The organism is Amycolatopsis pittospori, assembly GCF_013870525.1.
GTDB classification, from domain to species: domain Bacteria; phylum Actinomycetota; class Actinomycetes; order Mycobacteriales; family Pseudonocardiaceae; genus Amycolatopsis; species Amycolatopsis pittospori.
In genome coordinates this window covers 83,727-104,959 of record NZ_JACBXD010000024.1, presented here as the reverse complement: position 1 = coordinate 104,959, position 21,233 = coordinate 83,727, and the positions used below count along the sequence as shown (strand labels likewise).

General features: G+C 69.4%; 20 protein-coding genes. 10 read left to right on the top strand and 10 right to left on the bottom strand.

Annotation, left to right across the window (positions count from 1 at the left end):
- Together H5J31_RS16240 and H5J31_RS16235 are read right to left on the bottom strand one after the other, a co-directional pair.
- Positions 1-1,071: type I glutamate--ammonia ligase (locus H5J31_RS16240; protein WP_181773408.1), on the bottom strand; the 1,071-nt coding region annotated here is incomplete at its 3' end.
- 67 nt (positions 1,072-1,138) lie between these two features.
- Positions 1,139-1,942, bottom strand: coding sequence for an EamA family transporter (locus H5J31_RS16235; protein WP_181773417.1), 804 nt, complete (start codon positions 1,940-1,942; stop codon positions 1,139-1,141).
- Positions 1,943-2,281: 339 nt separating this feature from the next.
- Between H5J31_RS16235 and H5J31_RS39865 the strand changes: the two genes are divergently transcribed.
- The 3 genes from H5J31_RS39865 to H5J31_RS16225 all read left to right on the top strand — a co-directional run bounded on the left by H5J31_RS39865 (position 2,282) and on the right by H5J31_RS16225 (position 4,016).
- Positions 2,282-2,461, top strand: a complete 180-nt coding sequence (locus H5J31_RS39865; RefSeq protein WP_016332937.1) for a DUF7455 domain-containing protein — start codon at positions 2,282-2,284, stop codon at positions 2,459-2,461.
- Between the two features lie 105 nt (positions 2,462-2,566).
- Positions 2,567-3,430 (top strand): alpha/beta fold hydrolase, encoded by an 864-nt coding sequence (locus H5J31_RS16230; RefSeq protein WP_181773407.1) that lies wholly within the window; start codon positions 2,567-2,569, stop codon positions 3,428-3,430.
- Positions 3,411-4,016 carry a TetR/AcrR family transcriptional regulator gene (locus H5J31_RS16225; RefSeq protein ID WP_181773406.1) on the top strand — a complete coding sequence of 202 codons (606 nt, stop codon included), beginning with the start codon at positions 3,411-3,413 and terminating at the stop codon, positions 4,014-4,016. The genes H5J31_RS16230 and H5J31_RS16225 overlap by 20 nt, the downstream gene beginning before the upstream one ends.
- 69 nt (positions 4,017-4,085) lie before the next feature.
- Here the strand turns inward: H5J31_RS16225 and H5J31_RS16220 are convergent, their stop codons facing one another.
- The 5 genes from H5J31_RS16220 to H5J31_RS16200 all read right to left on the bottom strand — a co-directional run bounded on the left by H5J31_RS16220 (position 4,086) and on the right by H5J31_RS16200 (position 10,846).
- Positions 4,086-5,267, bottom strand: a complete 1,182-nt coding sequence (locus H5J31_RS16220; protein ID WP_181773405.1) for an ROK family transcriptional regulator — start codon at positions 5,265-5,267, stop codon at positions 4,086-4,088.
- Between the two features lie 11 nt (positions 5,268-5,278).
- A complete protein-coding gene (locus H5J31_RS16215) occupies positions 5,279-6,739 on the bottom strand; it encodes a sugar ABC transporter permease (protein ID WP_181773404.1) in 1,461 nt (486 codons plus the stop codon).
- A 17-nt stretch (positions 6,740-6,756) separates the two neighbouring features.
- On the bottom strand, positions 6,757-7,530 hold the full coding sequence (locus H5J31_RS16210) for an ATP-binding cassette domain-containing protein (RefSeq protein ID WP_181773403.1): 774 nt from the start codon (positions 7,528-7,530) through the stop codon (positions 6,757-6,759).
- 88 nt (positions 7,531-7,618) lie between these two features.
- The gene (locus H5J31_RS16205) at positions 7,619-8,752 is read right to left on the bottom strand and encodes a sugar ABC transporter substrate-binding protein (RefSeq protein WP_181773402.1); all 1,134 of its coding nucleotides are present in this window, start codon (positions 8,750-8,752) and stop codon (positions 7,619-7,621) included.
- A 339-nt stretch (positions 8,753-9,091) separates the two neighbouring features.
- The gene (locus H5J31_RS16200; protein WP_181773401.1) at positions 9,092-10,846 is read right to left on the bottom strand and encodes a DEAD/DEAH box helicase; all 1,755 of its coding nucleotides are present in this window, start codon (positions 10,844-10,846) and stop codon (positions 9,092-9,094) included.
- 262 nt (positions 10,847-11,108) lie between these two features.
- On the opposite strand from H5J31_RS16200, the gene H5J31_RS16195 reads away from it, so the two are divergent.
- The gene (locus H5J31_RS16195; RefSeq protein ID WP_181773400.1) at positions 11,109-12,233 is read left to right on the top strand and encodes a YihY/virulence factor BrkB family protein; all 1,125 of its coding nucleotides are present in this window, start codon (positions 11,109-11,111) and stop codon (positions 12,231-12,233) included.
- Positions 12,234-12,366: 133 nt separating this feature from the next.
- Entirely contained in the window at positions 12,367-15,513 is a 3,147-nt protein-coding gene (locus H5J31_RS16190) for an efflux RND transporter permease subunit (RefSeq protein ID WP_181773399.1), read from the top strand.
- 51 nt (positions 15,514-15,564) lie between these two features.
- Here the strand turns inward: H5J31_RS16190 and H5J31_RS16185 are convergent, their stop codons facing one another.
- Both H5J31_RS16185 and H5J31_RS16180 read right to left on the bottom strand, forming a co-directional pair.
- Positions 15,565-16,401: a hypothetical protein gene (locus H5J31_RS16185; protein ID WP_181773398.1), complete on the bottom strand. Its 837-nt coding sequence runs from the start codon at positions 16,399-16,401 to the stop codon at positions 15,565-15,567.
- Positions 16,402-16,524: 123 nt separating this feature from the next.
- The gene (locus tag H5J31_RS16180; protein WP_005164469.1) at positions 16,525-16,767 is read right to left on the bottom strand and encodes a DUF3039 domain-containing protein; all 243 of its coding nucleotides are present in this window, start codon (positions 16,765-16,767) and stop codon (positions 16,525-16,527) included.
- 58 nt (positions 16,768-16,825) lie between these two features.
- Between H5J31_RS16180 and H5J31_RS16175 the strand changes: the two genes are divergently transcribed.
- From H5J31_RS16175 to H5J31_RS16155, 5 genes are read left to right on the top strand one after another with little or no spacing between them, the layout of a single operon-like run.
- Positions 16,826-17,632, top strand: a complete 807-nt coding sequence (locus H5J31_RS16175) for a sporulation protein (protein WP_181773397.1) — start codon at positions 16,826-16,828, stop codon at positions 17,630-17,632.
- A gap of 15 nt (positions 17,633-17,647) precedes the next feature.
- Positions 17,648-18,148: a pyridoxamine 5'-phosphate oxidase family protein gene (locus tag H5J31_RS16170; protein WP_181773396.1), complete on the top strand. Its 501-nt coding sequence runs from the start codon at positions 17,648-17,650 to the stop codon at positions 18,146-18,148.
- Positions 18,145-18,789, top strand: coding sequence for an HD domain-containing protein (locus tag H5J31_RS16165; RefSeq protein ID WP_181773395.1), 645 nt, complete (start codon positions 18,145-18,147; stop codon positions 18,787-18,789). The genes H5J31_RS16170 and H5J31_RS16165 overlap by 4 nt, the downstream gene beginning before the upstream one ends.
- 9 nt (positions 18,790-18,798) lie before the next feature.
- Complete coding sequence (locus H5J31_RS16160) at positions 18,799-19,716, top strand: pseudouridine-5'-phosphate glycosidase (RefSeq protein WP_181773394.1); 918 nt, start codon at positions 18,799-18,801, stop codon at positions 19,714-19,716.
- 5 nt (positions 19,717-19,721) lie between these two features.
- Positions 19,722-20,594 carry a carbohydrate kinase family protein gene (locus tag H5J31_RS16155; protein ID WP_181773416.1) on the top strand — a complete coding sequence of 291 codons (873 nt, stop codon included), beginning with the start codon at positions 19,722-19,724 and terminating at the stop codon, positions 20,592-20,594.
- 280 nt (positions 20,595-20,874) lie between these two features.
- Here H5J31_RS16155 and H5J31_RS16150 read toward each other — a convergent pair whose 3' ends face one another.
- Complete coding sequence (locus tag H5J31_RS16150; RefSeq protein ID WP_005164464.1) at positions 20,875-21,228, bottom strand: DUF3099 domain-containing protein; 354 nt, start codon at positions 21,226-21,228, stop codon at positions 20,875-20,877.
- Positions 21,229-21,233: the final 5 nt, after the last annotated feature.

Here is a 21,233-nt window from a genome sequence, read left to right as displayed (position 1 = left end):
CAGGACGGCCGCGAGCGCGAGGTACGGGTTGGCCGAGGCGTCGGAGGTCTTGAGCTCGACGTTCGCGTGCGCGTCGCCGAGCAGCGCCGTCCCCGGCACGTACCGAAGCGGCGCTTCGCGGTTCTCGACTCCCCAGAAGGCGTACGCCCCGGCGAAGAACCCGGGCCGCAGCCGCAGGGTGGACGGGACGCTGGGCGCGGTGACGGCCGTCAGCGCGGGCAGGTCGCGCAGCAGGCCGGCGAGGTACGCGGCGCCCTCGCCTTCGGGAACGCCGTCGCCCGCGAGCAGGTTGCGGCCCTTGCGCCGGACCGAGGTGTGCAGGTGCCAGCCGTTGCCCGCGGTTTCGAGGCCGACCATCGGCGCGAAGCTCACGATGAGCCCGTGGGCGTGCGCGGCGGCGTGGATGGTCTGGCGCGCCAGCAACTGGTCGTCGGCGGCGGAGACCGGATCGGTGGCGGGCAGCGAGAGTTCGATCTGCGCGAGACCGTACTCGGCGTGCAGCTGGCCGATTTCGAGGCCGTTGGCGGCGAAGTCGTGCAGCAGGGCGGCGACGAAGCCGTCCAGCGGGACCAGCGCATGCGGGCTGTAAGCCGGCCCCGGGTGCCCGGGTGAGCCGACGATGCCGGGGCTCCCGGCCGGTGCGACGGCGAACTCCAGCTCGTAGCCGGCCTTGAACTCCAGGCCGCGCTCCGCGGCGAGGCCGACCTGCCGCTCCAGGACCCCGCGCTGGCAGTACGGCCACGGCGAGCCGTCCGCGGCGACCTGCCGTCCGGGGGCCCAGGCGAGCGCGGGCTGGCCCGCGAGCCGCCGGAGCCGCTCGATCACCGGGACGAGCCGGACGTCGCCCGACGGCGTCGCCAGGCCGGTGTGCGCGAAGGTGATCGCGTCGTGGCTGTCGAAGACCGCGAACAACGACGTCACGCCGACACCCCGGGTCGCCGCGTTCGCCAGCCCGGCGATGGGGATGATCCGGGAGCGCGGGATGCCGTTGTTGTCCGCCCAGGCCAGGTGGACGCCGCCCACCCCAGCCGCGGCGAGGTCCTTCGCCGCCGCCGATGCCGCCTTCGTCATGGCCCGGCCTTCCTGCTCGCCCTCGATCCGGTCAGTATCGCGCCCTCGGCGGCGCCGGGCCATCGGGTTACGCGGGCGGTTCGGACACCGTCCGGTCACGTCGCTCCGGCGAGCGCAGCGCCACCCCGGCGACGACGGCGAGCGTGCCGAGCGCCTCGGGCAGGGTCGGGACCTGCTTCAGCCAGAGGAAGCCGATCAGGCCCGCCGTGACCGGCAGCAACGCCAGCAGCAGCGCGAACCGCGCCTGCCCGGCCTTGCGCAGGACCACCTGGTCGAGCGCGTACGGCACGACGGTCGAGAGCACGCCCACCCCGATGCCCAGGAGCAGCAGCCGTGGCGAACCCCACACCGCGCCGGTCCCGAAGGCCAGCGGGGACAGCACCACGGTGCCCACGGCGAACCCGACCGCCAGCCCGTCGATCCCGTTCCCGCCGACCGCGACGCGCTTCCCGAGCAGGATGTACCCGGCCCAGGCGGCGGCCGCGCCCAGCGCGAAGACCACGCCGAGCAGGCTGCCTTCGAGCCGCACGTCCGCGATGGCGACCACACCCGCCACCACCAGCAGGAGCGCGAAGACGTCGCGGCGGGTCCGGGAGCCGAAAGCCGCTACGAGCACGGGTCCGGCGAACTCGAGGGCGACGGCCGTGCCCAGCGGCAACCGCGCGATCGCCTCGTAGAAGAGCACGTTCATCCCGGCGGTGACGACGCCGAAGGTGGCCGCGAGCAGAAACGTCCGGCCGGTCCACGCCTGGCGCGACGGCCTCCGCCACGCCAGGAGGACCACCGCGGCGCCGAGACAGCGGAGCCATGCCACCCCCGCGGGTGAGGCGACCGAAAAGAGACCTACGGCGACGGCCGCACCGGCGTACATGGAAATTCCGCTGAGAACGAACAAGATCGGCGCCGGCACGCTCGCGAGACGGTTCCGGACGACTGCGATACCCACCCCCGCATGGTGCCTGACGTGGGAAAAGACGGTTCGGCGGGGAGTCTTCTCCTACGTTGCGTGATTACGCTACGGCATACGAGGTAATTACCAGTGACAAATGAGACACCCACGCGGGAACACTTGCGGGCCGCCAAACGTCTGGAAGAGTGGAAGCACGAACACGGCGGGGCCGGGAACGAGCGTTCCCGGCATCAGTGCCGAAGTGGTCGTAGCTGGATCGATGGCACCGGGTCACCGGTGCCGGGACGGAGGGAGACTCCAATGACTTCACCGACGCTCACCCGCCCCGAACTGACCGCTGCCGACCGATGCGACCGGTGTGGTGCTGCAGCCCAGGTTCGAGCCATTCTCAGCACCGGTGGCGAGTTGCTCTTCTGTGGTCACCACGCCCGCGCACACGAAACGAAGCTCAAAGAAATGTCCGCGGACATTCAGCGGTAGCCACCAGTCCACGACCACCTGGCGGCCGGCTGCTCCCCATGGAGCACGCCGGCCGCCCTGTTTTATGCCTGGCAAATACATACATACAGCATGTATGTTAACCGCATGACGACCAGCGACCTCCTGGGCGAGGTGCACGAGGCAGACCTCGGCGGCGCCCGTATCCGCTACCGCGACCGCGGCGAAGGCCCTCCCGTGGTCTTCGTGCACGGCCTGCTGACCAACGGCCTGCTCTGGCGCAAGGTGGCCCCCGCCGTCGCCGACGCGGGCTTCCGCTGCCTGACCCCGGACTGGCCGCTGGGGTCGCACGAGATCCCGGTCCCCGGCGCCGACCTGAGCCCGCCCGGCGTCGCCGCGTTGATCGCGCGGTTCCTCGAAGTTCTGGACCTGACCGACGTCACCGTGGTCGCGAACGACACCGGCGGCGCGCTCACTCAGTTGCTCATGACCACGTCCCCCGAGCGGATCGGCCGGGTCGTGCTGACGCCGTCGGATTCCTTCGAGCGTTTCCTGCCGCCGATGTTCGCGGGCCTGAGCACACTGGCGCGGATCCCCGGCGGAACCTGGACGGTCGTGCAGGCGATGCGGTCGAAGGCGCTGCTGAAGGCCACGAACTTCGTCTGGGCGATCAAGCACCCGGTCCCCCGGCACGTTCTCGACGCCTATCTGCTGCCCAGCAGGCGGAACCCGGAGATCCGCGACGACCTGCGCCGGTTCATGGCGGGCGTCAGCAACCGGTACACCCTCGCCGCGGCCGAGCGGTTGCCGTCGTTCGAGAAGCCGGTGCTGCTGGTCTGGGCATCCGAGGACCGGCACTTCCCGCTGTGGCTGGGCCGCAAGCTCGCCGGGGTGCTGCCGAACTCGGAACTGAAGACGATCGAGGACTCGTACACCTTCGTGCCGGAGGACCAGCCGGAGCGGCTGAGCGGCATGGTGGTGGAATTCCTGCGTGCCCACGCCACGACGTAGCCAGACCGAGCGATCCCAGTCGACGCAGACCGCCCTGATCACGGCGGCTCGGAGACTGTTCGCCGAACAGGGTTACGCCGCCGTGCCCGCCGACGAGATCGTCCGGGCGGCCGGCGTCACGCGGGGCGCGCTGTACCACCACTTCGGTGACAAACAGGGCCTGTTCCGTGCCGTGGTCGAGCAGATCGAAACGGAGATCACCGACGAGCTCGAGGCGGTGCTCCGGGCCGAAGACGATCCTTGGGCGGCCGCGCTCGGCGCGCTGAGCCGCTTCCTGGACCTGTGCCTGCGGCCCGAGGTGGTGCGGATCTCGCTCACCGACGCCATCTCGGTCCTCGGCTGGCCGGAATGGCGCGAGCTGGAGAACCGGTACGGGCTGGGACTGATCACGGAGCTCCTGGAGGGCGTCGCCGCTGACGGACGGCTGATCGCGGCGCCGATCCCGGAACTGGCGCAACTGGTGCTCAGCGCCTGCGCGGAGGCGGCGCTGATGATCGCGCACGCCGAAGACCCCGAAGCGGCGAAGGAGAAGTCCCTCGCCGCTCTGGTGGCCTTGCTGTCGGGTCTCGTGAAAGACCGCGTTTAGTCCTCTGGATGCGGTCGTTGCACACGCAAGGACCGCATCCAGAGGACTAAACGCGATGATTCCCGGGACTCAAACGGTGTCCAGGATCATCTCGAACGCCGCCTCGGCGGCACCCAGCAGCTTCACGTCGGCGCCCAGCGCGGAACTCACGATCTGGGTCCCGCCCACGGCGCGGCTGACCAGGCTCCGCCGCCGGACCTCGGCCGCGACCGACCGCACGACCGAATCCGGCAGCACGGTCAGCAGGTCGCCCAGCACGACCAGCTGCGGGCCGAGCAGGTTGACCACGTTCACCAGGCCGAGCGTCAGCCATTCCGCGAACTCCGAGAGCCGTTCCTCGGCCGCGTGCGGGTCGCGGGCCAGTTCGCGCAGTTCGAACAGGATCGCCCCGCGCGGGGTGTCCTCGGGCAGGTCGAGCGCACGGCACAGGGCGGCCTCGCCGACCTCGGTCTCCCAGCAGCCGCTGGAACCGCAGTAGCAGGGACGGCCGCCCGGCCGGATCGCCATATGCCCGATCTCGCCGACGTACCCGGAGCCGCCTCGCAGCGACGAGCCGTCGGCGATGATCCCTCCCCCGACTCCCACGTCGGCGGAGACGTACACGGCGTCGGACGAGCCCCGGGCGGCGCCGCGCAGATGTTCGGCGATGGCGCCGAGTTCGGCGTCGTTGCCGACCAGGACGGGGACGCGCAGCACACCGCCGAGCCGTTCCCCGAGCGCGACGTCGGTCCAGCGCAGGTTGGGGGCCTCGTGCACATGCCCGTCCGCTCGCCGGACGACACCGGGCACGGACACCCCCACAGCGATCGGCTGTACGCCGAGGTCACCCGCCAGCATGGTGGTCGACTCGATCACGTGCGTGATCACCTCGTCGGCCTCCCGCATCCGGCCGCGGAGGTTCCAGCTGTTGCGCCCGAGGATCTGGCCGCCGAACCCGACCAGCGCGATCGCCACGTGTTCGACCTGGAGGTCGACCGCGAGCACCACCGCCGCCTGCGGCTGCGGCAGGACCAGGAGCGAGGGGCGGCCCGCCCCTCGTCCCGGCCTCGGGACCCGCTCTTCGACGACGCCCGCTTCCGCGAGGCCGTCGACGAGGGTCTTGATGGTGCTGCGGTTGAGCCCCAGCTCGGTGGCCAGGGTCGCCCTGGTGCTCGGGCCGCTGACGTGCAGCAACCGGAGCAGGGTCGTGCGGTTGTGCCTGCGCACCTCGTCTGGTCGTGCAACGGGTGTGCTGGTCACGGACTTCATCATTCCATGCGGACTCAGCGCGGCGACGCAGCCGCGCGGCGCCGGGACAGCGCGTCGACCGTGGCCGCCAGCAGCAGCACGAGACCGGTGACGATGTTGACCACCGCCGCCGACTGCTTGAGCAGGCCGAGAGCGTTCTCGACGACCGCGAGCACCAGGCCACCGATGACCGCGTCGACCACCCGGCCCTTGCCGCCGAAGAGCGACGTACCACCGATGACGGCGGCGCCGACCGCGAACAGCAGCGTGTTGAGGCCACCGGCCTGCGGGTCGACCGAACCGACCTTCGACGAGTAGACGATCGCGCCGATCGCCGCCACCGCGGAGCAGATGACGAACACGCTGGCGCGGATCTTCTCGACGTTGATACCGGCGCGTCGGGCCGCTTCGCGGTTGCCACCGACGGCGTAGATGTGGCGGCCGTACTGCGTGCGGTTGAGCACGTAGGTCCCGAGCACCAGCAGACCGAGCACGATCGGCACGACGTACGGGACGCCGGAGATCACGATGTTCGGGTTCGGCGCGCGGTTCAGCGTCAGCAGATAGGTCGCCACCGCACCCACGACGGCGATCGCGCCGACCTTGAACAGCACCATCGGCGTCGGCTGCGTGACCAGACCGCGTTTGAGCCGCGAGAAGTGCTGGCCCAGTGACACCGCGGCGAATCCACCCGCGGCGATCAGGAAGAGGATCCAGCTGCCCATGGTGGACAGGTTGCCGTTGGCGACCTTGAACAGCACGTCCGAGGTGCTGATGCCGAGTGTGCCGCCCTCACCGATGAACTGGAGGATGACGCCTTGCCAGGCGAGGAAGAGCGCCAGCGTCACGACGAACGACGGCATACCGATCTTCGAGACCAGGAACCCGGTGAGGACACCGATCGCGCCACCGACGCTGATCGCGAGCAGGATCTCGATCCACGGGTTGGCGGCCGCACCCGAAAGCACCAGCGCGATCGCGATCACGGCGAAGCCGACACCCGCCCAGATCCGCAGGATCACGCCGAGCAGACCGGCGATCACGAGCACCACGAGGAAGGCGATGAACACGCCGTTCCCCATCCCGCCCAGCAGGTTTCCGTTGCGCACGTAGTGCATCGCCAGCACGGCGGCGGTGACACCGGACGCGGTACCCGCGGACAGGTCGATCTCGCCGAGCAGCAGCACGAACACGATGCCCATCGCGATGATCGCCTTGCCGGCGCCCTGCGCCATCAGGTTCGCGATGTTGTTCATCGTCAGGAAGGTGTCCGACAGCGAGGCGAACACGATCACCAGCACGAGCAGGCCGAGCAGCGCGGGCAGCGAACCCAGCTGTCCCGCCTTCAGCCGGGAGACGTAGTCACCGACGGCCTCGCGTGTTGACATCGATGTCGTGTCGATGCCGAAGTCCGTGATGGCCGCCGACGGGTTGAGCGCGGCGGCCGCCGACTTGCCCCCCTCCGGCGAGGCGGGCTTTGCAGGAGTCTCAGTCATTTCCGGTTCTTTCTCACTCACAGGACGGCGGCTTCGGGGCGGGCAAGGCCGAGGTCGCCGGAGCGGCCGGCGGTGATCAGTTCCACGACCTGGCCGTGGGTCACGTCCTTGGTGTGCACCTCGGCGACGAGACGGCCGAGGTAGAGCACCGCGATCCGGTCGGCGACCTCGAAGACGTCGGCCATGTTGTGGCTGATCAGCACCACACCCAGGCCCTGTTCGGCGAGACGGCGGACGAGGTCGAGCACCTGCCGCGTCTGCGCGACACCGAGCGCGGCGGTCGGCTCGTCGAGCAGGACCACCTTCGAGTCCCACAGCACGGACTTGGCGATGGCGACGGTCTGCCGCTGCCCACCCGAGAGGGCCGAAACCGGCGTGCGGACGGACTTCACGGTGCGAACCGAAAGCGACGCGAGCGTCTCGCGCGCGGCCTTCTCCATGCTGGCCTCGTCGAGCAGCCACTTACTGCCGCGCTCCCGGCCAAGGAACATGTTCTGCACGATGTCGAGGTTCTCGGCCAGCGCGAGGTCCTGGTACACGACCTCGATCCCCAGATCCGCGGCGTCGCGCGGGCCGTGGATGTTGACCGGCTTGCCCTGGAACTTCACCGTGCCCGAGTCGTAGCCGTGGATACCGGCGATCGACTTGACCAGGGTGGACTTGCCGGCACCGTTGTCGCCGACCAGCGCGGTGACCTCACCGGCCCGCACATCGAAGTCCACGTCGTGGAGGACGTGGACCGGTCCGAAGCTCTTGTTCAGCTGCCTCAGTTCGAGGATGGGTTCACTCATGGGGGTTCTCGAATTCTCCCGGCTGGGTACCGGGCCGGGACGCGTCGTCGGGGAACGCGTCCCGGCCCGGCTGTCTGGATTTAACGGGTCAGGAGATGCCGAGCGTCGTGCAAGCCGCCGCCAGGTCGCCACCGCAGATCTCGGACGCCTTGACGTAGCCCTGCGTCACGACCTCCTTGACGCCTTCCTTGGTGGTCAGCTTCGGCTCGAGGAGCACGGACTTGACCTCGCGGTTGCCCTTCGGGTCCTTGGCCTTGGCGGTGGCCAGCGCGTCGGCGCCCGCCTTGTCGCCCTTGGCCAGCAGGACGGCGAGCTTCGCCGCGGCCTCGGCCTCTTCCTTGATCGGCTTGAACACGGTCATGTACTGGTCCCCACGCAGGATGGCCATGAGACCGTCCGCGGTGGCGTCCTGACCGGTGACCGGGACCTTGCCGTTGAGACCGTTCTTCTTCAGTACGGTGATGACCGCGCCGGCGAGACCGTCGTTCGCGGCGACGACGCCGTCGACCTTGCCCTTGTTGTCGGTCAGGATCTGCTCGAAGGTCTGGCCACCCTTCTGGTTGTCCCAGTTGTCGATGGCCTGCTCACGCACGAGCTTCAGGTCGCCGGCGGCGAACTTCGGCTGCAGGACGGACTTCTGCCCGTTCGCGAACAGCGTCGCGTTGTTGTCGGTCGGGGCACCCTCGATCATGACGACCTCGGCGCCCTTCTTGTCCTTCAGCGCGTCGCTGAGCCCCTGGCCCTGCAGCTGGCCGACCTTCTCGTTGTCGAACGAGACGTAGTAGTCGGAGCTGCCGCCGAGGTTCAGGCGGTCGTAGTCGATCGTCGGGATGCCCGCGGCCTGCGCCTTGCGGGCCACCGCCGCGCCGACCTCGCCGTTGATGGCGGCGATGATCAGGACCTTGACGTTCTGCGCGATCATGCCGTCGGCCAGTGTGGTGAACTTCTGCACGTCGCCCTGCGCGTTCTGGACGTCGGCGTCGAAGCCCGCGTCCTTGAGCGCCTTGGTCAGGAACGGCTTGTCGAAGGACTCCCAGCGCGCGGAGGTGGCGGTCTCCGGGAGGATGACGCCGACCTTGCCGCCGGTGGCGGCACCGCCCGGGGCAGGCGCGGACTGCGAGGAATTGCTGCTCCCAGAGTCCGCGGAGTTGGCGCCACAGGCGGAGAGCACCAGGCCGGCGCCTACCGTCGCGGCGAGGAGGGTAAGGGTTCTGCTGCGCATCCTCGTTCCTTCCGGATCTTGCTCGCGGGCGGCGATCCTGAGGGACCGGTCGCACCATCGCGCATATGTTGTGGGCGACAACATATGCCGCCGAACGGGTTTCGCGGAAGACGGCTGAATCGATTAAGCCTCATCAAATGGACACGGTTTGGCAACGTGGCCGTAGCAAGACGTACGAAGTCTAGGTCCGCTGACAGTGTGACCGCCACCACTTACGCAGCGTTATCGCCGCTGGCCTTCCGACACGGAAAGAGGGCCTCACGCCTCGCCCGCCGACGATCTCCAGGGGTCGTGAGTGGCGATTCGTGTTCTAACCCGAATCGCCACTCACGACCGGCGCTACCAGGTGCGCAGGGTGACGATCCGCTCTTCGAGCTGTTCGACCGTCGCCATCGCGGTCGGCGGTCCGCCGCAGATCCGGCGGAGTTCGTTGTGGATCGCGCCGTGCGGCTTCCGCGTCCGGTGGTGGTGCACGCCCACCAGAGCGTTCAACTCCTTGCGCAGCGCGCCGAGCCGTTCGCTGACCGACTGCGGCCGCGCGACCGGCGCGGCCTCCTCGGCCTTGGGCTTGCGCCGCTTGTCGTCGGCGATCTGCTCTTCCTGCCGCTTCCGCAACAGCGCGCGGACCTGATCCGGTTCGAGCAGGCCCGGCAGGCCGAGGTACTCCTGCTCCTCGTCGGAACCGGAGAACACCGCGGTGCCGAACGAGTTGCCGTCGTAGATGACCTGATCGAGCTCGGCGGAGGCGCCCAGCGAGGTGAACGCCTTCTCCTCCTCGCCCGGTTCGTCCTCGGTGCGGTTGGCCTGGGCCAGGAGTTCGTCGTCCCAGCCCTCCTTCTCGCGGTGCGGCTTGCCGAGGACGTGGTCGCGCTGGGCCTCCAGCTCACTGGCCAGTTCCAGCAGCACGGGCACGCTCGGCAGGAACACCGAAGCCGTCTCGCCCGGTTTGCGTGAACGCACGTACCGGCCGATGGCCTGCGCAAAGAACAGCGGGGTCGACGCGCTCGTGGCGTAGACGCCGACGGCGAGACGCGGGACGTCGACGCCTTCGGACACCATCCGGACCGCGACCAGCCATCGGTCGGTCGAGTCGGCGAACTCCTTGATCCGCCCGGACGCCTTCGGGTCGTCGGAGAGGACGACCGTCGGGTTCTGACCGGAGATGCGCTCCAGGATCTTGGCGTAGGCGCGCGCCGACTCCTGGTCGGTGGCGATCACCAGACCGCCGGCGTCGGGGATGCCGTTGGCGCGCAGTTGCGCGAGGCGCGTGTCGGCGGCCTGCAGCACCGCCGGGATCCACTCGCCCGCCGGGTCGAGCGCCGTACGCCAGGCACGCGCGTTCTGCTCGGCCGTCAGCGGCTCGCCGAGCCGCGCGGTGAACTCCTCCCCCGCACTGGTGCGCCAGGAGGCCTCGCCGGAGTAGGCGAGGAAGACGACCGGCCGGACGACGCCGTCGGCGAGCGCGTCGGCGTAACCGTAGGCGTGGTCGGCCTTGCTTCGCTGGAAGCCCGAGCCGTCGGGCTCGTAGGTGACGAACGGGATCTGCGAGTCGTCGCTGCGGAACGGCGTCCCGGTCAGCGCGAGCCGCCGGACGGCGGGCGTGAACGCCTCGCGGACCGCGTCGCCCCAGGACTTCGCGTCACCGCCGTGGTGGATCTCGTCCAGGATGACCAGCGTCTTGCGGTTCTCGGTGCGCACGCGGTGCAGCGTCGGATGCGCCGCCACCTGCGCGTAGGTCAGCGCGACACCTTGATAGTCGCGCGACGTGACACCGGTGGTGTTGCGGAAGTTCGAGTCGATCGCGATACCCGCGGCCGCGGCCGAAGCGGCCCACTGGTGCTTCAGGTGCTCCGTCGGCGCGACGATGGTGACCGCTTCGATGGTCCGGTCGCTCAGCAGCTCGGCGGCGATCCGGAGACCGAACACCGTCTTGCCCGCGCCCGGCGTCGCGACGGCGAGGAAGTCCTTCGGTTTCTTCGTCAGGTACTTCGTCAGCGCGCGGCGCTGCCAGGCACGAAGCGGCCGGGCGGTGCTGTCCTTGGCCGCGGGAGGCGCGCCCAGCTCGCCTCGATCGCGCTCGACCGTTTCCGACATGCCGGCCACCTCCTCCCTCACCCGAAAGCCCTGTTCACCGCTGTCTGACAAGCGAAAACCCTCACTTTGGTATCCGGCCGCGACGCCGGCGCCTGAGGTGAGGGCACTGGAGTGAGCCTACCCGGCGGGCCCGTGGAACGCCGGAAGCGCCACCCCCGTTGTCGGGTTACTCACCCGAAAAACCAGGGGTGGCGAGCCGAATGCCGGGACATGGACCATGCTGGACCCCGTCAAGGGCGCTCGGCGCTGGCGGAGGAGCTGCATGAGCGAGGAGAACGGCCGCGAACAGGCGGCCGCCGAGGCCGTAAAGGTCCGCAAGGGCCCGTTGCGCCTGCTCAGCCGCACCCTGAACAAGGCGTGGGAAGGCAACATCTTCTCCGAGGCCGCCGAAGCCGCGTTCTGGCAGACGCTGTCACTGCCTCCGCTGCTCCTTGGCCTCCTCGGGTGTCTCGGCTTCGTCGGCGACTGGTTCGGCCAGGAGGTCGTGACCGCGGTCCACGACCGGATCATCACCTTCAGCAAGACGATCTTCAGCGACAACGCCGTCCACGACATCATCGAGCCGACGGTCAACAGCATCCTGTTCGTCGGCAAGGGCGAGATCGTCTCCATCGGCTTCCTGATCTCCCTGTGGGCCGGCTCGTCGGCGATGTCGTCGTTCGTCGACGCGATCACCGTCGCGCACGACCAGTACGGCGTCCGCAACGACGTCTGGCAGCGGATCTTCGCGCTGCTGCTGTACCTGGCCGGGCTGGTCATCCTGGTGGTCGGGCTGCCGCTGCTGGCGATCGGACCGGACCTGCTCCCCCAGTTCTTCCCCACGGACTGGCGCGACACGGTGTCGTACTGGGTCGGCACGCTGTACTACCCGGTGCTGGCCGTGATGATCGTGCTGGCGCTGACGACGCTGTACAAGCTGTCCCTGCCGCGCAGGCTGCCGTGGCACCGCGGGCTGCCGGGCGCGATGCTCGCGATGCTCGTGTTCCTGCTCTCCAGCATCGGACTGCGGATCTACCTCAACTGGATCACCAAGACCGGCTACACCTACGGCGCGCTCGCCGCGCCGATCGCGTTCCTGCTGCTGATGTTCTTCATCGGGCTCGCGGTCGTCGGCGGCGCGTACTTCAACAGCGCGATCCAGGAACTGTGGCCCGCCAAGGCGACCAAACGCCAGCGCCGGAAGTGGCGGCGGCTGGAAATGGAACGCGCCAGCGAGCGGATCCGCGCCGAGGAGGGTCGCAAACTGTGGGAGCGGACGACGGTCCCGCTGCGGCGCCCCCGTCAGAACGGCGAAGAGCCCGACGGCGAGGCCGAACCGGAATCGGAACAGTCCGTGAACGAAGAACCGCACAGCGAAGCCGATCAGGTGACAGAACGGCGAAGTTGACCCCGAATGGGGGATGACCTCATCCCGAAGTCGTAGCCGGATTCCACCCGTAGTGTGAATCCAGTCCGCCCCTCGCCATGAAAAGCTCGCGGTAACCCGCCCGTTCCCGAGCTCTTTTCTGGGGGATCCCGCCATGTCCACGCTCGCCAGGCTCAGCCTGCGCAATCGAAGTCTCATCGGGCTGCTGGCCCTGGTGGTGATCGGCTTCGGCGCCTTCGCCCTGCCGCAGCTCAAGCAGCAGCTGTTCCCCTCGCTGCAGTTCCCGCAGGCGCAGATCATCACGCCGTACGCGGGCGCGTCACCCGACGCGGTCGACCGGCAGGTCACCGAACCGCTCGAAGGCGGACTCCAGGGCCTGAAGGGGCTCGAAGAGCTGAGCTCGACGTCGTCGGAAGGACTGTCGCGGATCACCGCGCAGTTCGAGTTCGGCACGGACATCGACGCCGCCGTCGGGCAGATCCAGCGCGTCGTGGACGGCGTCAAGGCGCGACTGCCGCAGAACTCCGAACCCACGGTGTCGGCGGGCTCCACCGACGACCTCCCCGTCGTGCTGCTCGCCGCCGGGACCACCGGCGACCCGCAGGCGCTCGCCCCCGCGCTGACCGGCGAGGTCGCGCCCGAACTGCGCAAGATCGACGGCGTACGCGAGGTCGAGGTGACCGGTGCGCGGCAGCCGCGGGTCACCATCGCACTGGACTACGCGAAACTGGCCGCGGCGGGTGCCGACCCGTCGTCGATCGCCACCACGCTGCAGACCGCCGGTGCCGCCGTCCCGGCCGGGACGCTGACCGAAGGCGACAAGACGCTCACCGTCCAGGTCGGCGGCGGATCGACCACGGTGGACACGATCAAGGACCTCTACCTGACGCCCGCGGCCACGCCGTCGTCGCGTCCCGGCGCTCAGGCGCCGAAGCCGGTGAAGCTCGGCGAGGTCGCGGACGTCCAAGCCGGCTTCGCGCCGCCGACGTCGATCACACGGACCAACGGCAAGCCGAGCCTCGGCCTCTCGATCACCATGGTGGAGAACGGGAACGCGGTCGCGATCTCGGATTCGGTGCGGGACAGGCTGCCCGAGCTGTCGAAGAAGATCGGCGCCGAGATGAGCGTCGTATTCGACCAGGGCACCCCGGTCAAGGACGCGATCAGCGGACTGACCACCGAAGGCCTGCTGGGACTGGCCTTCGCGGTCATCGTGATCCTGTTGTTCCTGCTGTCGCTGCGGTCCACGCTCGTGACGGCGGTGTCGATCCCGCTCTCGGTCGTCGTGGCACTGCTGGCGCTGTGGACCGGTGATCTGTCGCTGAACCTGCTCACGCTCGGCGCGCTCACCATCGCCATCGGCCGGGTCGTCGACGACTCGATCGTGGTGCTGGAGAACATCAAACGACATCTGGCGTACGGCGAGGAAAAGGAGCGTGCGGTCCTCGACGGCGTGCGCGAGGTCGCCGGTGCCGTCACCTCGTCCACCCTGACCACGGTCGCGGTGTTCCTGCCGATCGCCTTCGTCGGCGGGTTCGTCGGCGAGCTGTTCTCGCCGTTCGCGATCACCGTCACCGTGGCGCTGCTGGCGTCGCTGCTGGTCTCGCTGACGATCGTGCCGGTGCTCGCGTACTGGTTCCTCAAGCCGCCCAAGACACCGGCGAACGAGGAGGAGGCCGAGCGCACGCGACAGGCCGCGGAGGAGAAGGAGCGCCGCGGGCCGCTGCAGCGCGGATACGTGCCGGTGATCCGGTTCGCCACGAAGCGCCGCGTCACCGTGGTCCTGCTGGCGCTGATCATCTTCGGCGGCACGGTCGGGCTGGCGTCGCAGCTGAACACGAACTTCCTCGACCAGTCCGGCTCGACGACGCTGAGCCTTTCGCAGAAACTACCGCCCGGCACCAGTCCCGAGGCCAAGGAGAAGGCCGCCGGCGCGGTGGAGCAGGCGCTCGCCGCCGAACCGGCCGTCGAGACCTACCAGGTGAGCATCGGCGGAGGGAACTTCTTCGGCGGTGGCGGGACGGCGACCAACATCCAGGTCACCGTCGTCAAGGACACCGACGTCGAGGCGCTCTCGGATCGCTTGCGCGGCAAGCTGGACCGGCCGGAGCTCGGCGAGGTCAAGGTCGGAGCCGAAGCGGGCGGCTTCAACTCCGACGGGGTTTCCATCACCGTCACGGCGCCCGACGAGGCCGCGCTGAAGCCGGCCGCCGAGCAGGTCCGCCAGGCACTGTCCACGGTGCCGGACCTGACCGAGGTGACCAGTGACCTCGCGCAGGGCTCGCCGCGGGTGCAGGTCGAGGTCGACGCCGCCAAGGCCGCCGCGAGCGGGCTTTCGGCGACGACGATCGGCCAGATCGCGAACCAGGCCATCGCCGGCCGCACGGTGACGCAGTTGCCCGTCGACGGACAGCGCACGGACATCGTGCTGCGTGCCGGCACGGCCCCGGTCTCGGTGGACGCGGTGAAGGCGCTGCCGATCCCGAGCGCCACCGGCGTCGTCCGGCTGGACTCGGTCGCCACGGTGTCCACTGTGGACGGCCCGGCCGCGGTGCACCGCACCTCGGGCGAGCTGAGCACCACGGTCACCGCCAAGAACACCGGCGCGGACCTGGCCGCCACCACGAAGGCCATCCAGTCCAAATTGGACGGACTGACCTTCACCGGTGGCGCGGCGTACAAGCTCGGCGGCGTCAGCGAGGACCAGCAGGAGGCCTTCGGGAACCTGTTCCTCGCGCTGCTGGCCGCGATCGCGATCGTCTACCTGATCATGGTGGCGACGTTCCGCAGCCTGCTCCAGCCGCTGATCCTGCTGGTGTCGATCCCGTTCGCGGCGACCGGCGCGATCGGGCTGCTGCTGGCCACCGACACCGCGCTGGGCCTGCCCGCGCTGATCGGCATGCTGATGCTCGTCGGCATCGTGGTGACCAACGCGATCGTGCTGATCGACCTGATCAACCAGTACCGAGCGTCGGGGATGACCGTCGCCGACGCGGTGGTCGAGGGTGGCAGGCGACGGCTGCGGCCGATCCTGATGACCGCCGCCGCGACCATCTTCGCGCTGGTCCCGATGGCGCTGGGGCTCACCGGCCAGGGCGGGTTCATCGGCCAGCCGCTCGCGATCGTCGTCATCGGCGGCCTCGTCAGCTCCACCCTGCTGACGCTGATCCTGGTGCCGACGCTCTACACGATGGTCGAGACGCGAAAGGAAAAGCGTCGCGCGAAAAAGGACGCGAAGCGGGGACGTCACGCTTCAGAGGCGCCGGCCTCCGAGACTCTCACCCCGGAGCCGTCCGCTTAGGAGCTCGTGAGTGATTTGGGTCGTTCTAACGACCCAAATCACTCACGAGCCCTACGCCTTCCGGAACCGCCAAGTCTTGCTGTCGAAGGCCACGCACCACGACGGCGACAGCACCACGACCCGCAACATCCCGTCCGCGGCGACGTCGACGCCCTCGGTCTCGAAGTTGCCGCCGCAGGTGCTCTGCAGCGGCAGCTGACCGAGCGACGTCACCCGCCCGGTCACGTCGGAACCGCCCACGGGACCGGAGAGATCCACCTGCAGGAGCGGTTTGGTCGTCCCGAACAGCGATCCCTCGGGGTCGTCGGAGGAGCACAGGAGACGCGTCGCGGTGGCGAAGTCGCAGCCCTGGATGTCCCGCACCGGCCTGTCGAGCCTGATCGCGGACGAGTACGGCAGGTTCGCCGACGGGTTCGTATGCGCGACGCCCGGCATCGGGTGCACCAGGAAGCGGTCCATCGTGCCCCACTCGCCGGCGACCATCCAGCGCGCGTCGGGCGTCACGGCCGAGAACGAGTTGTTGTTCGCTTCCCACGATTCCAGGGCGTGCGTGTAGTTCGCCCAGGTTCCGTCGGGTGCTTGGACGCGGAAGAGTTTCGCGCCGCGGTCGTCGCGCTGGTACGGCTCGACGTACCAGCCCTGGGCCGAGCCCGGGTCGCCGACGTGGCCCCAGCCCTTCGAGGACAGGTCGACCGGGACGGTCGCGATGCCGGTGTAGCGGTAGATGGTCCCGGACGGCCGTTCGATGGTGGCCAGGCCCTGGCCCTCGTCGAGCGGGCGGGCGTTGTCCGAACCGACCGTCGTCCAGCCTGTCACGGCCTGCGCGGCGGCGGGTGAGAACACCGCGACCAACGCGGCGATGGCGAGCACGATCCCGGTTCTACGCATGAAGGCTCCGTCCCGGCGGGTTTTCGCTGGCGGGTACTGATTACCAGCGAAGACCGGGACGGGCAGCCGCCATGTGAAGGATTTTCAGATTTTGTCCGGTTTCGGACACCGGACGTCGGCGTGTCAGTCGCCCGGCTTGAGACCGTCGTAGATCTTCTTGCAGTCCGGGCAGACCGGCGATCCGGGCTTGGCCGACTTCGTCACCGGGAAGACCTCGCCGCACAGCGCCACCACGTGCGTGCCCATGACCGCGCTTTCGGCGATCTTGTTCTTCCGCACATAGTGGAACATCTTCGGCGCGTCGTCATCGGTGCCGTCGGTGCCCTCAGGACGGGTATCCGGCTTCGGAAGGGTCTGTGTGCTCACCCGTCCATAATGCCTCAAATCCTCCTGCGCACACCGGCGACCTGGCAGGATCTCGCCCATGTTCCAGAAGGTGCTCGCGACATTCGGTTCGGGCGGAGCGAAGATCGACGCCCGGCTGCTCGACCGCTCGGTCTCCCCCGGCCGCCCCCTGCGCGGCGAGGTCCTGCTGCTCGGCGGCGAAGTCGATCAAGAGATCAACGGTCTCTCGGTGAAGCTGCTCGCCCGCGTCCAGATCCCGGGCGAACGCGAAACGAAGGTCGAGGACCTCGAGTTCGGCGCCCAGCAGCTGGCCGGCAGCGAGCGGATCGCGCCGGGCCAGCAGGTCCGCATCCCGTTCGAGGTCGCGCTGCCGTGGGAGACGCCGATCTCCAGCGTCTTCGGCAAACCGCTGCACGGGATGGCCGTCGGCCTGCAGACCAGCCTCGACATCGCGAACTCCGTCACCGACCCGGTTGACGTCGACGGCGCCGCGATCGAGCCGCTGCCCGCGCAGAAGCGGATCCTCGACGCGTTCAGCCGGATCGGGTTCGTCTTCCGCGAAGCCGTCCTGGAACGCGGCCGGATCAACGGCGCGACCCAGCAGCTGCCGTTCTTCCAGGAGATCCGCTTCACGCCGTCACAGCGGTTCGCGAGCGTCTTCACCTCCGTGGCGGTGACCTTCCTGTCGTCGGCCGCGGAAACGCAGGTCGTGCTGGAGGTGACCAAACGGGTCCGGGTCTCCAAGAGCGGCGGCTTCGGCGGGCGCGGACAGGAGTTCCTCGGCCTGTTCAAGGTCGACCACGCCGCGCTGGAGCGGGTCAAGTGGGAACCTCAGATCGAGGGCTGGCTGCATGAGGTGGCCAAAGCACGAGGGATCTTCGACTGAGCACGGGAGGGCGCTATGGCGGAACCGTCGGCGACCAGGCCGTACATGCCGGGCTACGGGATCGCCCCCGCCGGTGAAAGTACCGGTCTGCTGCCCTGGTCCTGGGCGGAGACCCGGCTTCGGGACTCGCACGACTACTGGGTGGCGACGGTCACCCCCGCCGGCCGTCCGCACCTGATGCCGGTGTGGGCGGCGTGGACCGGGGACGCGCTGTGGTTCTCCTCGTCGCTGGGCTCGGCCAAGGCACGCAACGTCGCCGCCGGTTCCGCGGTCTCGGTGTCGACGGACGATCCCTACGAGCCCGTGGTGCTCGAAGGCCCGGCCGAGATCGTCACCGACCTCGACGCGATACGGACCTTCCTCGGCGCCGTGAACACCAAGTACAAGACCACATACGGGATGGACATGCTCGGCCCGGCTTCGAGCGCGTCGATCCGGGTCCGGCCACGAAAGGTGTTCGGCATGCTGGAGAAGGACTTCTCGGGTTCCCCCACACGCTGGGTGTTCCCGGCATGAGCTGGGCCGTCGCGGTCGCCCGGCTCGGTGGCGACCACCGGATCGCCGCCGTGGCGTGGACCGACCTCGAAACCCGCTACCGCGAACCGCACCGGCGCTACCACGACCTCCGGCACGCCGCCGCCGTCGCCCGCGACAGCGGAGCCCTCGCCGTCGCCTTCGGGTTGAGCGCTCGCGAACGAGCCCTCGTCGCCATCGCCGCGTGGACGCACGACGTCGTCTACGACGCCCGGCCCGGTGAGGACGAACGGGCCAGCGCGGCGTGGACCCGTGACGAGCTCACCAACGCCCGGGTGGCCGAGGCCGACATCACCCGCGCGGAGGAACTGGTCCTCGCCACGATCACGCACGACGCTCCGGGCGACGACCGCCTGGCCACTTCGCTGCTCGACGCCGACCTGGCGATCCTCGGCGCTTCGCCCGAGGCCTACGAGGAGTACGCGAACGGTGTCCGCGAGGAGTACTCGATCTACTCCGACGAAGACTGGCGCGCCGGACGCGTCGCCGTCCTGCGGAAGCTGCTGGCCCGGCCGCGGCTGTACCGCAGCGAGATCGCGCGGGCACGCTGGGAGAGCAGGGCGCGGGAGAACCTCGCGGGCGAACTGACCCGATGGCATGACGCGGACCCACATCACCGATGATGTTCGTCCGTGACTCCGCAACTGTCCCTTCACGAAGAGGTCGCCTCCGCCCTCGGCGACGGTGATCCCGTCGTCGCGCTGGAGAGCACCATCCTCTCCCACGGTCTCCCACCCGGCCGCAACCTCGACGTCGCCCGCCGGCTGGAGCAGGTCGTGCGGGACGGCGGCGCCGTGCCCGCGACCATCGCCGTCCTCGACGGCGTCCCCCTGGTCGGCCTCACCGGCGAGCAGCTGGAGCGCGTCTGCGCGCCCGGCGCGGATCTGGACAAGCTCTCCCTGCGCGACATCGGGCCGGCCGTCGGTCTCGGCCGCTCCGGGGCGACGACGGTCGCCAGTACCGCGGCGCTGGCCGCCGCGGCCGGGATCGGCATGTTCGCCACCGGCGGCCTCGGCGGCGTGCACCAGGGGGCGGCACAGAGCTGGGACGTCTCGGCGGACCTCGGCGTGCTCGCGAAGGTGCCGACCACGGTCGTCTGCTCCGGCGTGAAGTCGGTACTCGACATCGCCGCGACGCTCGAAGTGCTGGAGACCAACTCGGTGCCCGTGCTGGGATACCGCACCGCCGAGTTCCCGGCGTTCTACCTCCGCTCCTCCGGTTTCGAGGTGCCGTGGCGGGTCGACGACGCCGTGCAGGCCGCGGCGGTCATCGCCGCGCACCGCGCGCACGCCGAATCCGGCGTACTGCTGGCGAACCCGATTCCGGAAGCGTCCGAAATGGACAGGGAACTGCACGACCGGCTGCTCGCCGAAGGGCTGGAACTCCTGCGGGCGCAAGGGGTCCACGGCAAGGACGTCACGCCGGTCCTGCTGGAGCACTTCCACACCGCGAGCGGCGGCGTGAGCCTCGACGCGAACGAAGCGCTGGTGCTGTCCAACGCGAAACTGGCCACCGAAGTGGCTGTCGCGCTCGCTGGGAGTGCGGCATGAGCGGCATGAGCGGCATTGTCGTCGTGGGCGACGTCGGCCTCGACGTCGTCGCGCGGCACGAAGGCCCGATCCCGCACGGCGGCGACATCCGCGCGAAGGTCCACTTCACCAGTGGCGGCGCGGGCGCGAACACCGCGCTGTGGCTGCGCGCCGAGGGCGCGGAGACCACGCTGATCGCGCGCATCGGCGACGATTCCGGCGGCCGCATGGTGAAGGGCGAACTGGAGGCGGCCGGCGTCCGCTGCGAGTTCGCCGTCGATCCCGAAGAGCCGACGTTCTGCGTCGTCGTACTCGTGGACGGCGACGGTGAACGCAGCATGCTCGCCGACCGCGGCGCGAACGCGAGGTTCAGCCCCGAGGACATCACCGAACAGGCGCTGAGCGGCGCGAGCCACCTGCATCTCTCGGGTTACGTCCTGCTGTACCCGTCGTCACGGCCCGCGGCGCTCGCCTCGCTGGCCGCGGCGAAGAAGGCCGGGCTGACGACGTCGGTCGACCCGCAGGCGGCGACGCTGATCACCGATCCGGCGCAGTTCCTCGAAGACGTCCGCGGCGTCGACCTGCTGATGCCCAACACCAGCGAACTGGTCGCGCTGACCGGGTCGAGCGATCCGGCGGCGGCGAAGGAACTGCTGGACTACGTGGGCGAGGTCGTGGTCACCGCCGGCCTCGACGGCGCCAGCTGGGTCGACGCGGGCGGCACCATCACCTCGGTGCCTTCGCAGCCCGCGGAGTGCGTCGACTCCACCGGCGCCGGGGACGCCTTCGACGCCGGCGTGCTGGCTGCGTGGCTTCGCGGCGAGTCGACCGTTGAGGTGCTTCGCGCCGGTACGCGTCTCGGCGCCCGCGCGGTCGCGAAGGTCGGCCCGCAGCCCTAGTACCGCGTGATCAGACGGACGTCACGCGTGATTGGACGGACGTCACGCGTGATCAGACGGACGGCACGCCGCGAGCTCCGGCTACGGGTGTGACGTCCATCTGATCACGGGTGCCGTCCGTCTGATCACGTATGACGTCCGTTCGGACACGCGTGCCGTCCATCTCCGCACAGGGGTCGTCGCGGACACGCTCACGCGACTTTGGCCCAAAGTGCCATGAACGGCCCGTTACTTGCAAAATTTGCAAGTAACGGGCCGTTCATGGCACGAGCGAAACGGGTCAGCCGCCGTCGATGACCTGGTGTCCGCCGCCTTCGATCCGGGTCGGTTCGGCCTGGTAGCGGTTGACGGACTCGCTCTTGCGCGGCGGCCGGTCGTTGGCCACCAGGACGGCGATCCACGGCAGCGGGATCGAGATCGCGATCAGCGCCAGCGCCAGCCACCAGGTCTGGTAGAAGATCCCGGCGAGGATGAGGCACGGGATGCGGAACGACATCATGATGATGTATTTCCGCTTCCGTTTGGCGAGCTGGTCTTCGTAGGACGGGGCGGCTTCGGTGATCAGCACCGGAGCGGGTTCCCTCGGTTCGGGACCGTGGGCGGGCGCGTTCACAGCACCACCTCCGGCTTCCATGCTCC

Coding starts and splice junctions, on each gene's coding strand:
- H5J31_RS16235 (WP_181773417.1), bottom strand. CDS start 1,942: ATGTACGCCGGTGCGGCCGTCGCCGTAGGTCTCTTTTCGGTCGCCTCA.
- H5J31_RS39865 (WP_016332937.1), top strand. CDS start 2,282: ATGACTTCACCGACGCTCACCCGCCCCGAACTGACCGCTGCCGACCGA.
- H5J31_RS16230 (WP_181773407.1), top strand. CDS start 2,567: ATGACGACCAGCGACCTCCTGGGCGAGGTGCACGAGGCAGACCTCGGC.
- H5J31_RS16220 (WP_181773405.1), bottom strand. CDS start 5,267: ATGATGAAGTCCGTGACCAGCACACCCGTTGCACGACCAGACGAGGTG.
- H5J31_RS16215 (WP_181773404.1), bottom strand. CDS start 6,739: ATGACTGAGACTCCTGCAAAGCCCGCCTCGCCGGAGGGGGGCAAGTCG.
- H5J31_RS16210 (WP_181773403.1), bottom strand. CDS start 7,530: ATGAGTGAACCCATCCTCGAACTGAGGCAGCTGAACAAGAGCTTCGGA.
- H5J31_RS16205 (WP_181773402.1), bottom strand. CDS start 8,752: ATGCGCAGCAGAACCCTTACCCTCCTCGCCGCGACGGTAGGCGCCGGC.
- H5J31_RS16200 (WP_181773401.1), bottom strand. CDS start 10,846: ATGTCGGAAACGGTCGAGCGCGATCGAGGCGAGCTGGGCGCGCCTCCC.
- H5J31_RS16195 (WP_181773400.1), top strand. CDS start 11,109: ATGAGCGAGGAGAACGGCCGCGAACAGGCGGCCGCCGAGGCCGTAAAG.
- H5J31_RS16190 (WP_181773399.1), top strand. CDS start 12,367: ATGTCCACGCTCGCCAGGCTCAGCCTGCGCAATCGAAGTCTCATCGGG.
- H5J31_RS16185 (WP_181773398.1), bottom strand. CDS start 16,401: ATGCGTAGAACCGGGATCGTGCTCGCCATCGCCGCGTTGGTCGCGGTG.
- H5J31_RS16175 (WP_181773397.1), top strand. CDS start 16,826: ATGTTCCAGAAGGTGCTCGCGACATTCGGTTCGGGCGGAGCGAAGATC.
- H5J31_RS16170 (WP_181773396.1), top strand. CDS start 17,648: ATGGCGGAACCGTCGGCGACCAGGCCGTACATGCCGGGCTACGGGATC.
- H5J31_RS16165 (WP_181773395.1), top strand. CDS start 18,145: ATGAGCTGGGCCGTCGCGGTCGCCCGGCTCGGTGGCGACCACCGGATC.
- H5J31_RS16155 (WP_181773416.1), top strand. CDS start 19,722: ATGAGCGGCATTGTCGTCGTGGGCGACGTCGGCCTCGACGTCGTCGCG.
- H5J31_RS16150 (WP_005164464.1), bottom strand. CDS start 21,228: ATGGAAGCCGGAGGTGGTGCTGTGAACGCGCCCGCCCACGGTCCCGAA.